The 14344-nt window shown below is 66.9% G+C and carries 13 protein-coding genes; 6 read left to right on the top strand and 7 right to left on the bottom strand.

All coding sequences use genetic code 11. The annotated features are described in order from the left end of the window. Nucleotides 1-47 precede the first annotated feature (47 nt). Nucleotides 48-1382 carry an acetyl-CoA C-acetyltransferase gene (locus tag AC5Y7E_RS07675; protein WP_499917776.1) on the top strand — a complete coding sequence of 445 codons (1335 nt, stop codon included), beginning with the start codon at nucleotides 48-50 and terminating at the stop codon, nucleotides 1380-1382. 325 nt (nucleotides 1383-1707) lie between these two features. Here the strand turns inward: AC5Y7E_RS07675 and AC5Y7E_RS07670 are convergent, their stop codons facing one another. Next, the gene (locus AC5Y7E_RS07670) at nucleotides 1708-3543 is read right to left on the bottom strand and encodes an acyl-CoA dehydrogenase (RefSeq protein ID WP_499917777.1); all 1836 of its coding nucleotides are present in this window, start codon (nucleotides 3541-3543) and stop codon (nucleotides 1708-1710) included. A 199-nt stretch (nucleotides 3544-3742) separates the two neighbouring features. Between AC5Y7E_RS07670 and AC5Y7E_RS07665 the strand changes: the two genes are divergently transcribed. Next, nucleotides 3743-4798 (top strand): isopenicillin N synthase family dioxygenase, encoded by a 1056-nt coding sequence (locus tag AC5Y7E_RS07665; RefSeq protein WP_499948254.1) that lies wholly within the window; start codon nucleotides 3743-3745, stop codon nucleotides 4796-4798. Nucleotides 4799-4857: 59 nt separating this feature from the next. Then, nucleotides 4858-5346 (top strand): flavin reductase family protein, encoded by a 489-nt coding sequence (locus tag AC5Y7E_RS07660; protein ID WP_499917778.1) that lies wholly within the window; start codon nucleotides 4858-4860, stop codon nucleotides 5344-5346. A gap of 13 nt (nucleotides 5347-5359) precedes the next feature. Here AC5Y7E_RS07660 and AC5Y7E_RS07655 read toward each other — a convergent pair whose 3' ends face one another. The 4 genes from AC5Y7E_RS07655 to AC5Y7E_RS07640 form a co-directional block, all read right to left on the bottom strand. Beyond that, on the bottom strand, nucleotides 5360-6106 hold the full coding sequence (locus AC5Y7E_RS07655) for a succinate dehydrogenase/fumarate reductase iron-sulfur subunit (RefSeq protein ID WP_067123930.1): 747 nt from the start codon (nucleotides 6104-6106) through the stop codon (nucleotides 5360-5362). Next, complete coding sequence (locus AC5Y7E_RS07650) at nucleotides 6103-8022, bottom strand: fumarate reductase/succinate dehydrogenase flavoprotein subunit (RefSeq protein ID WP_499917779.1); 1920 nt, start codon at nucleotides 8020-8022, stop codon at nucleotides 6103-6105. The genes AC5Y7E_RS07655 and AC5Y7E_RS07650 overlap by 4 nt, the downstream gene beginning before the upstream one ends. Before the next feature lie 45 nt (nucleotides 8023-8067). Continuing rightward, nucleotides 8068-8895 carry a succinate dehydrogenase subunit SdhC gene (sdhC, locus tag AC5Y7E_RS07645; RefSeq protein ID WP_499917780.1) on the bottom strand — a complete coding sequence of 276 codons (828 nt, stop codon included), beginning with the start codon at nucleotides 8893-8895 and terminating at the stop codon, nucleotides 8068-8070. A gap of 81 nt (nucleotides 8896-8976) precedes the next feature. After that, nucleotides 8977-9282 carry an Rv0250c family protein gene (locus tag AC5Y7E_RS07640; protein WP_064953694.1) on the bottom strand — a complete coding sequence of 102 codons (306 nt, stop codon included), beginning with the start codon at nucleotides 9280-9282 and terminating at the stop codon, nucleotides 8977-8979. A 107-nt stretch (nucleotides 9283-9389) separates the two neighbouring features. Between AC5Y7E_RS07640 and AC5Y7E_RS07635 the strand changes: the two genes are divergently transcribed. Further along, on the top strand, nucleotides 9390-10151 hold the full coding sequence (locus AC5Y7E_RS07635) for an isocitrate lyase/PEP mutase family protein (protein ID WP_499948252.1): 762 nt from the start codon (nucleotides 9390-9392) through the stop codon (nucleotides 10149-10151). Nucleotides 10152-10220: 69 nt separating this feature from the next. Here the strand turns inward: AC5Y7E_RS07635 and AC5Y7E_RS07630 are convergent, their stop codons facing one another. Beyond that, complete coding sequence (locus AC5Y7E_RS07630; protein WP_499948250.1) at nucleotides 10221-10661, bottom strand: Hsp20/alpha crystallin family protein; 441 nt, start codon at nucleotides 10659-10661, stop codon at nucleotides 10221-10223. 227 nt (nucleotides 10662-10888) lie between these two features. Between AC5Y7E_RS07630 and nirB the strand changes: the two genes are divergently transcribed. Then, the gene (nirB, locus tag AC5Y7E_RS07625; protein WP_499948248.1) at nucleotides 10889-13468 is read left to right on the top strand and encodes a nitrite reductase large subunit NirB; all 2580 of its coding nucleotides are present in this window, start codon (nucleotides 10889-10891) and stop codon (nucleotides 13466-13468) included. Between the two features lie 10 nt (nucleotides 13469-13478). Next, nucleotides 13479-13847, top strand: a complete 369-nt coding sequence (gene nirD / locus AC5Y7E_RS07620; protein WP_499917784.1) for a nitrite reductase small subunit NirD — start codon at nucleotides 13479-13481, stop codon at nucleotides 13845-13847. 15 nt (nucleotides 13848-13862) lie between these two features. Here nirD and AC5Y7E_RS07615 read toward each other — a convergent pair whose 3' ends face one another. Continuing rightward, on the bottom strand, nucleotides 13863-14315 hold the full coding sequence (locus AC5Y7E_RS07615; protein ID WP_499917785.1) for a TetR/AcrR family transcriptional regulator: 453 nt from the start codon (nucleotides 14313-14315) through the stop codon (nucleotides 13863-13865). Nucleotides 14316-14344 lie beyond the last annotated feature (29 nt).

Raw genomic sequence — 14344 nt, 5'->3', positions numbered from 1 at the left:
ACGGGCGACTCCCAAACCGATAGACCGCCAGAAACACGGAGAAAACAGTGGCCGCTGCAAGTTCTGAGGCAAGCAAGCAACGCAGTTCCGAGCGGCGGCCCGTGGCCGTCCTCGGCGGCAACCGCATCCCGTTCGCCCGATCCGATGGTGCCTACGCGGAGGCCTCCAACCAGGACATGTTCACCGCCGCCCTGGAAGGGCTGGTGGATCGCTTCGGGCTGGCCGGCGAGCGGCTGGGCCTGGTGGTCGGCGGTGCCGTCCTCAAGCACAGCCGGGACTTCAACCTGACGCGTGAATGTGTGCTCGGCTCGCAGCTGTCGTCCCACACCCCCGCGTTCGACCTGCAGCAGGCCTGCGGTACCGGGCTGCAGGCGGCCGTCAACGCGGCCGAGGGCATCGCGGCGGGACGCTACGACGTGGCCGCAGCCGGCGGTGTGGACACCACCTCCGACGCGCCCATCGGCCTGGGCGACAACCTGCGCCGCACGCTGCTCAAGCTGCGCCGCGCGAACTCCAACGTGCAACGGCTGAAGCTGGCGGGCACGCTGCCCGCGACGCTGGGCGTCGAGATCCCGGTCAACAGCGAACCCCGCACCGGGCTGTCCATGGGCGAGCACCAGGCGCTGACGGCGAAGAAGATGGGCATCAGCCGCGTCGCCCAGGACGAGCTGGCCGCCGCCAGCCATCGCAACATGGCCGCCGCCTACGACCGCGGCTTTTTCGACGACCTGGTCACGCCGTTCTTGGGGCTGTACCGCGACGACAACCTGCGCGCGGACTCGTCGGCGGAGAAGCTGGCGAAGTTGCGTCCGGTGTTCGGCGTGAAGGCCGGTGACGCGACGATGACGGCCGGTAACTCGACCCCGCTGACCGACGGCGCGTCGGTGGCGCTGCTGGCCACCGACGAGTGGGCGGCCGCGCATTCGTTGACCCCGCTGGCCTACCTGGTGGATTCGGAGACCGCGGCGGTCGACTATGTCAACGGGCGCGACGGCCTGCTGATGGCCCCGACCTACGCGGTGCCGCGGCTGCTCGCCCGCAACGGCCTGAGCCTGCAGGACTTCGACTTCTACGAGATCCACGAGGCGTTCGCGTCGGTGGTGCTGTGCCACCTGCAGGCGTGGGAATCCGAGGAGTACTGCAAGGAGCGCCTGGGGCTGGACGCCGCGCTGGGGTCGATCGATCGGTCCAAGCTCAACGTCAACGGGTCCTCGCTGGCCGCCGGCCACCCGTTCGCGGCCACCGGTGGACGAATCCTGGCACAGGCGTCCAAGCAGCTGGCCCAGCGTAAGGCCGAGCAGAAGGGCGGCGGCACCGTGCGCGCCCTGGTCTCGATTTGCGCGGCCGGCGGCCAGGGCGTCGCCGCGATCTTGGAGGCCTGACGGCCCATCGGCCCTCGCCCGCGCGGGCTCGACGCCCGTAATGAGTTGGGTCACTCCTGGTTAGTCCCATCGGGGCGCGGGTATTCGACCCACCGGATGGCCCCGTGTTGTGGTCTGACCCCCCGACCCCGACGGCAATACGGGGCATCCCCCGAATGCGAGTGCCGGCCCGTTTCACGGACTGGCGTGCGAAAAGGGCCGCCGCTGGAGTGAGGGGATCCAGCGGCGGCCTTTTCGTTGCCGGGGGATTGCGCGGTACGGCAAAAGACAAATCCCCCGCTTCGCGGTCGAAGCGGGGGATTTGCGCGTGGCGTTCGAGGTTGGCCTAGAAGGCGGCCTCGTCGAGCTCCATGATGTCGTTGTCCAGCGTGTCGATGACCTCGCGAGTGCTGGTCAGCAACGGCAGGAAGTTCTTCGCGAAGAACGATGCCACCGCGATCTTGCCCTCGTAGAAGGACTTCTCCTCGCCGCTGGCGCCGGCGTCGAGCGCCGCGACGGCAACCGCCGCCTGGCGCTGCAACAGCCAGCCGATGACCAGGTCACCGACGCTCATCAGGAAGCGCACCGAACCCAGACCCACCTTGTACAGGCTGGTCACGTCCTCCTGCGCCGCCATCAGGTAGCCGGTCAGCGTCGCCGCCATCGCCTGCACGTCCTCCAGCGCCTTGGCCAGCAGCTCCCGCTCGGTCTTCAAGCGGCCGTTGCCGGACTCGCTGTCGACGAACTTCTGGATCTGCTCGGACACGTGCGCCAGGGCCTGGCCCTTGTCGCGGACGATCTTGCGGAAGAAGAAGTCCTGCGCCTGGATGGCGGTGGTGCCCTCGTACAGCGAGTCGATCTTGGCGTCCCGGATGTACTGCTCGATCGGGTAGTCCTGCAGGAAGCCGGAACCACCGAAGGTCTGCAGGCTCTCGGTGAGCTTGGCGTACGCCTGCTCCGAGCCCACACCCTTGACGACGGGCAGCATCAGGTCGTTCACCTTGACCGCCAGCTCGGCGTCCACACCGTGCAGTGCCTCGGCGACGGCCGAGTCCTGGTAGGTCGCGGTGAACAGGTACAGCGCGCGCAGACCCTCGGCGTACGCCTTCTGGGTCATCAGCGACCGGCGCACGTCGGGGTGGTGCGTGATGGTCACCCGCGGTGCGGTCTTGTCGGTCATCTGGGTCATGTCGGCGCCCTGCACGCGAGACTTCGCGTACTCGAGCGCGTTCAGGTAACCCGTCGACAGCGTCGCGATGGCCTTGGTGCCGACCATCATGCGGGCCTGCTCGATCACCTCGAACATCTGCGCGATGCCGTTGTGGACCTCGCCGACCAGCCAGCCCTTGGCGGGGACGTCGTGCTGGCCGAAGCTCAGCTCGCACGTCGCCGATACCTTCAGGCCCATCTTGTGCTCGACGTTGGTGACGTAGACGCCGTTGCGCTCGCCCAGCTCACCGGTCTCGAAGTCGAACAGGAACTTGGGCACGAAGAACAGCGACAGGCCCTTGGTGCCCGGTCCGGCACCCTCGGGGCGCGCCAGCACCAGGTGGAAGATGTTCTCGAACAGGTCGCCGGAGTCGGCGGAGGTGATGAATCGCTTCACCCCGTCGATGTGCCAGGAACCGTCCTCCTGCTGAACCGCCTTGGTCCGCCCGGCGCCCACGTCGGAGCCGGCGTCCGGCTCGGTGAGCACCATGGTCGAACCCCAGCCGCGCTCGGCGGCCAGCTCGGCCCACTTCTTCTGCTCGTCGGTGCCGAGGTGGTGAAGGATCTGGGCGAAGCCCGCCCCTCCGGCGTACATCCACACGGCCGGGTTGGCGCCCAGGAGATGTTCGTGCAGGGCCCACAGCAGCGCCTTGGGAGCGGGCACGCCGCCCAGCGACTCGTCAAGGCCTACCTTGTCCCAACCCGCCTCGATGACGGCGCGAACCGACTTCTTGAAAGACTCGGGCAGTGTTACGGAGTGCGTCTCGGGGTCGAAGACCGGCGGATTGCGGTCGCCCTCGACGAACGACTCCGCGACCGGCCCTTCGGCCAGCCGGCTGATCTCGTTCAACATTTCGCGGGCGGTGTCGGCGTCCAGATCGCTGTATTCGCCTTGGCCCAATGCCTTGTCAACGCCCAGAACTTCGAACAGGTTGAACGCCTGGTCGCGGACGTTGCTCTTGTAGTGGCTCACTACGGTCCTCCTCGTTGAGAATGCCACTTGTGGTTGGGTACTAGGTCTAAGTTACCCACCAGTAACACCGCTAAAATATCGCTAGCGTCAGCGGTATGCAAGCCAATGTGAGCTAGATTTCATTGCCTAATTAACCAACCGGTTGGGAAGCTGCAGGTCACGCCCTGAAAATCGATTTACCTGCGGTGATGACGGGCACATGACCGATGTGCGCGGCGTCACTGCGCTGCCCTCGGAGCTGCCCGCAGTGGATTTGCGGGCCGACCCGGGCCGCCTGCGGGACGCCCTGCGCGTCGCGGGCCACGAGATCGGATTCTTCTATCTCACCGGTCACGGCGTGCCGCCGGAGTTGGTGACGCGGGTCCTGGACGCGGCCCGTCGGCTCTTCGCGCTGCCGCAACCGGACAAGGACGCCGTCGCCATGGTGCGCAGTCCCCACTTCCGTGGTTACACCCGGCTCGGCGGCGAGTTGACCCGCGGGGAAGTGGATTGGCGCGAGCAGATCGACGTCGGGCCGGAACGACCTGCGATCGGTGGGCTGGACGGATCCGACTATCGGTGGCTGCAGGGCCCCAATCAGTGGCCCGCCGCGCTGCCGGACCTGCCCGGGATCGTGGCGGAGTGGGACGCCGCGCTGTCCGCGGTGGCCCGCACCCTGCTGCGGCAGTGGGCGGCCGCGCTGGGCGGCCCGTCCGATGTATTCGACGCCGCCTTCGCCGACGCGCCGGCCACGCTGATCAAGATCATCCGCTACCCGGGCCGCGCGGCCGGCCCGCAGGGCGTGGGCGCGCACCGCGACTCGGGGGTGTTGACGCTGCTGCTGGCGGAACCGGGCAGCACGGGCCTGCAGGTGCGGCCGCCGGGAATCGGCCATTCGAACGGCGGCTGGATCGACGTGCCGCCGCGCGACGGCGCATTCATCGTCAACATCGGTGAACTGCTGGAGGTGGCGACGCGCGGGTGCTTACGGGCCACCGAGCACCGGGTCAACCTGCAGGGGCCGACGGGCGACCGCATCTCGGTGCCCTTCTTCTTCAACCCCCGCCTGGACGCGCGGATACCGGTGCTGTCGCTGCCCGACGAACTCGAGGCACGCGCGCAGCGAGTCGACGATCCCTCGGATCCGATCTTCGCGGTCTACGGCCGCAACGCCTGGAAGAGCAGGCTGCGGGCGCATCCGGATGTCGCCGCGGCGCACGGATATTCGGCAGAACGCTTAGAAAACGGGCGAGGGTGGCCGCGCCCGGGCGAGTGAAGCCGGGTAGGGTCAAATCCGACAAATCCCGTCTCCGGCTCTAGGGGCGAATAAGTCCGGTGAACTCGAATGACAAGTTGACAGCGTCGTCACTGCGGGAGGCCTTCGGTCACTTCCCGTCCGGTGTCGTCGCGATCGCCGCCGAAGTGAACGGAACGCGGGAAGGTTTGGCCGCCAGCACTTTTGTGCCCGTATCGCTGGATCCGCCGTTGGTGTCGTTCTGCGTGCAGAACACCTCGACGACGTGGCCCAAACTCAAGGATCTGCCGATGCTGGGGATCAGTGTGCTGGGCGAGGAACATGACGCGGCCGCCCGGGCGCTGGCCGCCAAGACCGGCGACAGGTTCGCGGGGTTGGAAACCGTCTCGCGTTCCACCGGCGCGGTGTTCATCAAGGGCACCGGCCTCTGGCTGGAAAGCGCGATCGAGCAACTCATTCCGGCTGGCGATCACACCATCGTGGTGCTGCGGGTCAGCGAGGTGACGGTGGACGCCGAGGTGGCGCCCATCGTGTTCCATCGAAGCGTCTTTCGCCGTCTCGGCGCGTAATCCTCGCGGAAGACTAGCGACGGAACAGCTTGTTACCGAGCCACACCACCGGGTCGTACTTACGGTCGGCGACCCGCTCTTTCATCGGGATCAGCGCGTTGTCGGTGATCTTGATGTTTTCCGGGCAGACCTCGGTGCAGCACTTGGTGATGTTGCAGTAGCCCAGGCCGTGCTCGTCCTGAGCGTCGTTGCGCCGGTCGCGGGTGTCCAGCGGGTGCATTTCCAGCTCGGCGATTCGCATCAAAAAGCGTGGGCCGGCGAACGCCTTCTTGTTCTCCTCGTGGTCGCGCACCACGTGACATACGTTCTGACACAGGAAGCACTCGATGCACTTGCGGAACTCCTGGGAGCGTCCGACGTCTTCCTGCGCCATCCGGTATTCGCCCGGCTGCAGGTCCTTGGGCGGCGCGAAAGACGGTATCTCGCGGGCCTTTTCGTAGTTGAACGAGACGTCGGTGACCAGGTCGCGGATCACCGGGAACGTCCGCAGCGGCGTGACGGTGACCACCTCGTCCTCGGCGAAGGTGGACATCCGGGTCATGCAGAGCAGCCGCGGCTTGCCGTTGATCTCCGCCGAGCAGGAGCCGCACTTGCCCGCCTTGCAGTTCCACCGGACCGCCAGATCGGGCGTCTGCGTCTGCTGCAGGCGATGGATGATGTCGAGGACGACCTCGCCCTCGTTGACCTCGACCGTGAAGTCCTGCAGACCACCGTCGGCGTCGTCGCCGCGCCACACCCGCATCGTCGCGTTGTAGGTCATTTGCCACTCCGTCCCGGGTGCCCGGCGAGTTCTTCGTCGGTGTAGTACTTCTCCAGCTCGGCGATGTCGAACAGCTCCAGCAGATCGGGCCGCATCGGCGTCTGATCCTTCTTCGTGATGGTGATGTCCGGAATCACCTCGTCGCCCTCGGCCGCCTCGCACACCAGCAGCACCTTGCGCCACGACGAGTCCATCGACGGGTGGTCGTCGCGGGTGTGCCCGCCGCGGCTCTCGGTGCGCTGCAGCGCGGCCTTGGCGACGCATTCGCTGACCAGCAGCATGTTGCGCAGGTCGATGGCGAGGTTCCAGGCCGGGTTGTATCGCCGCTGCCCCTCCACGTGCAGGTTCTTGAACCGCGCCCGCAGCTTGTCCAGCCGCGCCAGGGCCTCCGTGATCTCGTCGGACTTGCGGATGATGCCGACCAGGTCGTTCATCGACTGTTGCAGTTCCAGCTGCAGGGTGTAGGGGTTCTCCCCGGCGGCGCCGTTGGCCGGCGCGTCAAAGGGTGACAGCGCCCGCTTCGCCGCCGCCTCGACGGCGTCGTCGGCGATGGCCGGACGGCTGCTCAACGCCCGCACGTAGTCGGCCGCGCCCAGACCGGCGCGCCGGCCGAACACCAGCAGGTCCGACAGCGAGTTGCCGCCCAGCCGGTTCGAGCCGTGCATGCCGCCGGAGCATTCGCCGGCGGCGAAGAGCCCGGGGACCGTGGCGGCGCCGGTGTCGGCGTCCACCTCGACGCCGCCCATCACGTAGTGGCAGGTCGGCCCGACTTCCATGGGCTCCTTGGTGATGTCGACCCCGGCCAGCTCCTTGAACTGGTGGTACATCGACGGCAGGCGGCGGTTGATCTCCGCCGGGGTCAGTCGCGACGCGATGTCGAGGAAGACGCCGCCGTGTGGGCTGCCCCGTCCGGCCTTGACCTCGGAGTTGATCGCGCGCGCGACCTCGTCGCGGGGCAACAGGTCCGGGGTGCGGCGGGCCGAGTCGTTGTCCTTGAGCCACTGGTCGGCTTCTTGTTCGGACTCCGCGTACTGGCCCTTGAACACCGACGGGATGTAATCGAACATGAACCGCTTGTCGTCCGAGTTCTTCAGCACCCCGCCGTCGCCGCGAACGCCCTCGGTGACCAAGATCCCCTTCACACTCGGCGGCCACACCATGCCCGTCGGGTGGAACTGGACGAACTCCATGTTGATCAGCGACGCGCCCGCGCGCAGGGCCAGTGCGTGGCCGTCGCCGGTGTACTCCCACGAGTTCGAAGTGACCTTGAACGACTTGCCGATGCCGCCGGTGGCCAGCACCACCGCGGGCGCCTCGAACAAGATGAAGTTTCCGCTTTCGCGGATGTAGCCGAACGCCCCGGCGATCGCGTCGCCGTCCTTGATCAACTCGGTGATCGTGGTTTCGGCGAACACCCGGATCCGGGCTTCGTAGTCGCCGAGCTCGGCGAAATCCTCCTGCTGCAGCGACACGATCTTCTGCTGCATGGTGCGGATCAGCTCCAGGCCGGTGCGGTCACCGACGTGGGCCAGCCGGGGGTAGGTGTGCCCGCCGAAGTTGCGCTGGCTGATCTTGCCGTCCTTGAGGCGATCGAACAGCGCGCCATAGGTTTCCAGCTCCCAGACGCGGTCCGGGGCTTCCTTGGCGTGCAGTTCGGCCATGCGCCAGTTGTTGAGGAATTTCCCGCCGCGCATCGTGTCGCCGAAGTGGGTCTTCCAGTTGTCCTTCGGGTTGGTGTTGCCCATGGACGCCGCGCAGCCACCCTCGGCCATCACCGTGTGGGCCTTGCCGAACAGCGACTTGCACACCACCGCAACCCGCAAACCCCGTTCGCGCGCTTCGATGACCGCACGCAGCCCGGCGCCGCCCGCACCGATCACGACCACGTCATACGTGTGCCGCTCGATTTCAACCATTGAAACCCTCGCTAGCTAAATTCTGATTGATGTCGAAATGGCTTGTCAGCCAACAAATCTCAGGTCTGGGATGGTGCCGCTGGCCACCAGCGCGATGTAGAAGTCGGTGAGCATCAGCGTGCCCAGCGTGATCCAGGCGTACATCTTGTGCCGGGTGTTGATGACGCTGACCTGCGTCCAGATCCAGTACCGCACAGGGTGCTTGGAGAAATGCTTGAGCCGGCCGCCGGTGACGTGCCGGCAGGAGTGGCACGACAGCGTGTAGATCCAGAGCATGATGACGTTGCCGAGCAGGATCAGATTGCCCAGACCGAAACCGAATCCGCCGGGTCCGCTGTCGGAGTGAAACGCGACGATGGCGTCGTAGGTGTTGATCACCGAGATGATGCCGGCGATGTAGAAGAAGTACCGGTGCGTGTTCTGGATGATCAGCGGGAACCGCGTCTCGCCGGTGTAGTGGGCGCGCGGCTCGGCCACCGCGCAGGCGGTGGGCGACTGCCACACCGTGCGGTAGTAGGCGCCGCGGTAGTAGTAGCAGGTCAACCGGAACAGCAGGAGGAACGGCAGCGACAGCGCCGCGTACGGCAGCCACCACACGTCGGGAAGGAACTGCGGCCAGATGTCGCCGGCCTCACCGCAACCCTTGCTCACGCACGGCGAGTAGAACGGCGTCAGGTAGTGGTATTTGGGGACGAAGAAGTAATTCTGTTGAAACGCCCGCGCTGTCGCATAGATAAGGAAGGCGGCGAAGCCGAGATCGATTCGCAGCGGCGACATCCACCACCGGTCGGTGCGTAGGGTGCGTTGCTGGATACGGGCGCGCGTGGGTGAAAAGACACCGGACGCAGGACGGTTCGCCGTTGGTGCGCTCATTTAGTGTGTTCCTCTTCGAACGGGCTGTAGGTCGAAGGGTACACAGAGGAAAGCCCCCCTTTTCTGGGGGGCTTGGGTTGTTCAGGCCCTGTTGTGACCGCCGACACCCTCGTCGTCGACGTCGCGCCAGAATTCGCTGTCGTACTGGGTGTCTGGAATGACGATCTTCTCGCCGGACTGCTGCACGGTGGCGCCGGCCAGGTCCAATTCGGACACGTCGGTGTCGAGCAGGTCGACGTCGGACATGATGCGGTCGGCGTCGATGACGATGCGCCGCATGGCCGGGCTGTCACCGTATCGGGCCCGCAGGGAACTCACGCACCGCCGCAGGCCGCCGATGAGGTCGTGGAGTTCGGCGAATTCGGTCGTGCCAGTCGTGCTCGTCAACGGATCTCCTCGGCAGTGTTTCGGATCACAGTACGCCCTCGATACTATCCACGGCACACGCCACACGTCAGTTTTGTTGAGCCCGGATGCCGAGGGAGCAGACACTTATGACGGGACGCACCCCGCCGGCCGAGCGGGCCGCCACGCTGCTGAAACTGCACCGGCCGGGTGACCCGGTCATCCTGCCGACCGTGTGGGATGCCTGGTCGGCGCGGCTGGCCACCGGCGCCGGATTCGCCGCCCTGACGGTGGGCAGCCACCCGATGGCGGACTCGATCGGCAAACCCGACAACGAGGGCATGTCGTTCGACGACGTCCTCGCCCGGGTCGCCCAGATCACCGCCGCCGTCGATGTCCCCGTGTCGGTGGACATCGAGTCCGGTTACGGGCAGCCGCCGGCCCGGCTGATCGAGGGCCTGCTCAGCGCCGGGGCCGTCGGGCTGAACATCGAGGACACCGTGCACTCGGAGGGCAAGCGGTTGCGGTCGGCCGGCGAACACGCCGAGCTGGTCGGCGAGCTGCGGTCGGCCGCCGACGCGGCCGGGGTGCACGTCGTCATCAATGCCCGGACGGATCTGTTCGTGCGCCAGGACGGCGAGGCGTCCGATCGCGTCGAGCGGGCGGTGGCACGGCTGAATCAGGCGGCGGCCGCCGGCGCCGATGTGCTCTATCCGGTGGGCCGCCACGACCCCGACACGTTGCGGCGCCTCACCGCGGAGCTGGAGTTGCCGGTCAACGCGATCGCGCTGCCCGACCAGGACGACCCGGCGTCGTTCGGTCCGCTGGGTGTGGCGCGCATCAGTTTCGGGCCGTTCCTGCAGGCCGCGCTGGCGACCCGGGCCAAGGAGCTGCTGGCCCGCTGGGGCTGACGCGCCGAATCCGGCGGAGCCGTTGTGACTCCGCCGGATTCGGCTGTTTCTCTCCGAACTGGCCGGAGACTATTTGGTGATCTCGATGCGCTGCGCCTGGTTGTCGGCGTATGCACCGGCGACCCGCACTGTCAGCACGCCGGCGTCATAGGTGGCCGTGATGGCATCGCCGGTGACGTGGCCGGGCAGCTGGAACGACCGGCGGAACGATCCGTACCGGATCTCCCGCAGCGTGCGGCCTTCCTTCTCTTCCGAACGCTGATCGCGGTGCTCGCCGTGGATGACCAACCGTCCGCGGTCGACCTCCACGTTGACGTCCTGGTCGACGTCAACGCCCGGCAGCTCGACCCGTACGACCGCGTCGTCGCCGTCCTTGACGATCTCGGCGGCGGGCTTGAAGCCGCTGGTCGCCGGGGTGTTCCAGTCCGCCGCGGCGGCGGGTCCGAAAAAGTCGCGCAACCACCGGTCGGTGTCCCAGGCCGGCCGCGACCACAATGCGAGGCTGCTCATGGCGCTTCCCTTCTAATTCCTTGAACTTGATTGTGAGATTCCTGTGACCGGTGCCTGTTCGACCGGCTACTAGGTCAAACATGAGTCGACCCCGCTAAAGTTCCACCTTGTCGTTCGCCGGCAGCGAACGATCAATCACAGGCCTTCCTGTGAGTTGTGAGATCCTCGTCATAGGACCGTCACATTGGGCGAAAAGAACGTAATTTCTGGCCGTTACTCTCAAAGCCATGTCTGCAGACGGGATTTCGCGCGCCAGCTGTGCGCGTCGTCACATCATCGTAGTCGGACATGGCATGGTGGGGCACCGATTCGTCGAGGCGCTGCGCGCCCGTGACGCCGAGGGACTCTGGCGCATCACGGTTTTCGCCGAGGAGACCGACGCCGCCTACGACCGCGTCGGCCTGACCTCCTACACCGAAAGCTGGGATCGCAAGCTACTGGCATTGCCCGGCAACGAATACGAGGGTGACGAGCTGGTGCGGCTCGTGCTCAACCAGCGCGTCACCGAAATAGACCGCGCCGCAAAGACAGTGACGACGGCGGACGGCCAGCGGCACGCGTACGACACGTTGGTCCTGGCGACCGGGTCGTACGCGTTCGTGCCCCCGGTGCCGGGCCACGACCTGCCCGCATGCCACGTGTACCGCACGCTCGACGACCTCGACGCCATCCGCGCCGACGCCCAGCGCACGGTCGAAACCTCGCACGCCACCGCGGGTGTCGTGATCGGCGGCGGCCTGCTCGGCCTGGAAGCCGCTAACGCGCTGCGCCAGTTCGGGTTGCAGACCCACGTCATCGAGATGATGCCGCGGCTGATGGCACAGCAGATCGACGAGGCCGGCGGTGGGCTGCTGGCCAGGATGATCGGCGAGCTCGGTATCTCGGTGCACGTCGGCACCGGAACCGAATCGATCGAGGCGGTCGAGCATTCGGACGGCACCACCTCGCTGCGGGTGAGTCTGACCGACGGCCAGGTCATCGACGCCGGTCTGGTGATCTTCGCCGCCGGCATCCGGCCGCGCGACGAGCTCGCGACCGCCGCCGGACTGACGCGCGCTGAGCGTGGCGGGGTGCTCACCGACGTGGCTTGCCAGACAAGCGATCCCGACATCTACGCGATCGGCGAGGTCGCCGCGATCGGCGGTCGGTGCTACGGCCTGGTGGGTCCCGGCTACACCTCCGCCGAGGTGGTGGCCGACCGGCTGTTGGACGGCGTCGCGGAGTTCGGCGAGGCGGACCTGTCCACGAAGCTCAAACTGCTGGGCGTCGACGTGGCCAGCTTCGGCGACGCGATGGGGACCACCGAGAACTGCCTCGAGGTCGCCATCAACGACGCGGTCAACCGCACCTACGCCAAGCTCGTGCTCTCCGACGACGCCAAGACGCTGCTCGGCGGCGTGCTGGTCGGTGACGCTTCGTCCTACGGCGTGCTGCGGCCCATGGTCGGCAGCGAGCTGCCCGGCGACCCGCTGGCGCTGATCGCACCGGCCTCCTCCGGCGGCGGCACCGCGTTGGGTGTTGGGGCGCTACCGGATTCGGCGCAGATCTGCTCGTGCAACAACGTCACCAAGGGCGATCTGAAGTGCGCGATCGCCGACGGCTGCGCCGATGTCCCCGCGCTCAAGGCGTGCACCTCGGCGGGCACCTCGTGTGGGTCATGCGTCCCGCTGCTCAAGCAGCTGCTGGAAGCCGAGGGCGTGGAACAGTCCAAGGCGCTCTGCGAGCACTTCAGCCAATCGCGCGCGGAGCTTTTCGAGATCATCTCCGCCACCGAGATCCGCACCTTCTCCGGGCTGCTGGAGCGCTTCGGCCGCGGAAAGGGTTGCGACATCTGCAAACCCGTGGTCGCCTCCATCCTGGCCTCCACCGGGTCGGACCACATCCTCGAAGGCGAGCAGGCCTCGCTGCAGGATTCCAACGACCACTTCCTGGCCAACATCCAGAAGAACGGCAGCTACTCGGTGGTGCCCCGAGTCCCCGGCGGGGACATCAAGCCGGAGCACCTGATCCTGATCGGCCAGATCGCCCAAGACTTCGGGCTCTACACCAAGATCACCGGCGGGCAGCGGATCGACATGTTCGGCGCGCGGGTGGACCAACTGCCGGAGATCTGGAAGCGCCTCGTCGACGGTGGCATGGAATCGGGCCATGCGTACGGCAAGGCCTTACGCACGGTGAAGAGCTGCGTGGGAACCGACTGGTGCCGTTACGGGCAGCAGGATTCGGTGCAGCTGGCCATCGATTTGGAACTGCGCTACCGCGGCTTGCGGGCACCGCACAAGATCAAGATGGGCGTCTCGGGCTGCGCGCGAGAGTGCGCCGAGGCGCGGTCCAAGGACGTCGGCGTCATCGCCACCGAAAAGGGCTGGAACCTGTACGTCGGGGGCAACGGCGGCATGACGCCCAAACACGCGCAGCTGCTGGCCAGCGACCTGGACACCGAAACGCTGGTCCGCTACGTCGACCGGTTCGTCATGTACTACATCCGGACGGCCGACCGGCTGCAACGCACGGCGCCGTGGGTCGACTCGCTCGACGGCGGGCTCGACCACGTGCGCGAGGTGGTGTGCGACGACTCGCTCGGCCTGGCCGGGGAATTCGAAGCCGCAATGGAGCGGCACGTCGAGAACTACAAGTGCGAATGGAAGGGCGTGCTGGACGACCCGGACAAGCTGTCACGGTTCGTGTCGTTCGTCAACGCCCCGGACGCCGTCGATTCGACGGTGGCGTTCACCGAGCACGCCGGCCGCAAAATCCCTGTGTCCATTGGTATGCCGCGGGTCCGTGCGGCGACAACGGAGGAATGAGGAACCGATCATGACACTTCTCAACGACATTGCGGTGTGGACCAGCGCGTGCGCGTACGAGCACCTCATTCCGGGTCGCGGCGTCGGCGTGCTGCTCGACGACGGTTCCCAGGCGGCGTTGTTCCGGCTCGACGACGGCTCGGTGTACGCGGTCGGCAACGTCGACCCGTTCTCCGGGGCCGCGGTGCTTTCCCGCGGGATCGTGGGTGACCGCGACGGCTGCGTCACGGTTCAGTCGCCCATCTTGAAGCAGGCGTTCTCGCTCGAAGACGGTTCCTGCCTGGATGATCCGACCGTTTCGGTGCCGGTGTACCCGGTGCGGATCACCGACGACGGCTACGTTCAGGTCGCGCGCGACTACCAGCCGCGGGCCGCCTGAGGCCGAACGCCGGGTTCAGCGGGTGATGTCGCCGACCAGGTAGCGCTGCATCGTCGGCCCGATCGCGTCGACGAGTGCGTCCACCGGCATGGAGTGCAGCGGCTCGGATCGGATGCCGTAGCGCATGATGCCCAGGCCTACCAATTGCGAGGCGCACAGCGAGGCCCGCAGGGCCGCCTTGTCGGCACCCAGAATCTTCAGCAGTGGGCCGAAGACGGGTCCGATGAACATGCCCTGCACGATTTCGGCGGTCTTCGCCATTCCCGTCGACGCGACGGCACTGGCCGCGAACGGGCCGCCGCCGGCGGCGTCCCACGTCGTGATCAGCATGCGCAGGGTACGCCGGCCCACCTGATTGGCACCGCCCGTGACGATCCGGTCGATGAATTCCGGTGTGCCGAAGGGCAACCGCAGCATCTTGGCGACCGGGTCGAGGATCCCATGCGACTGCTCTTCGCGACGGGGCATGGTGCCAGGATCGCCCGTCGGCGACCAAA

The sequence above is a fragment of the Mycobacterium sp. NGS17 genome (genome assembly GCF_059813205.1).
The sequence above is the reverse complement of the archived record's forward strand: the minus strand, read 5'-3'. Positions and strand labels throughout refer to the sequence as shown.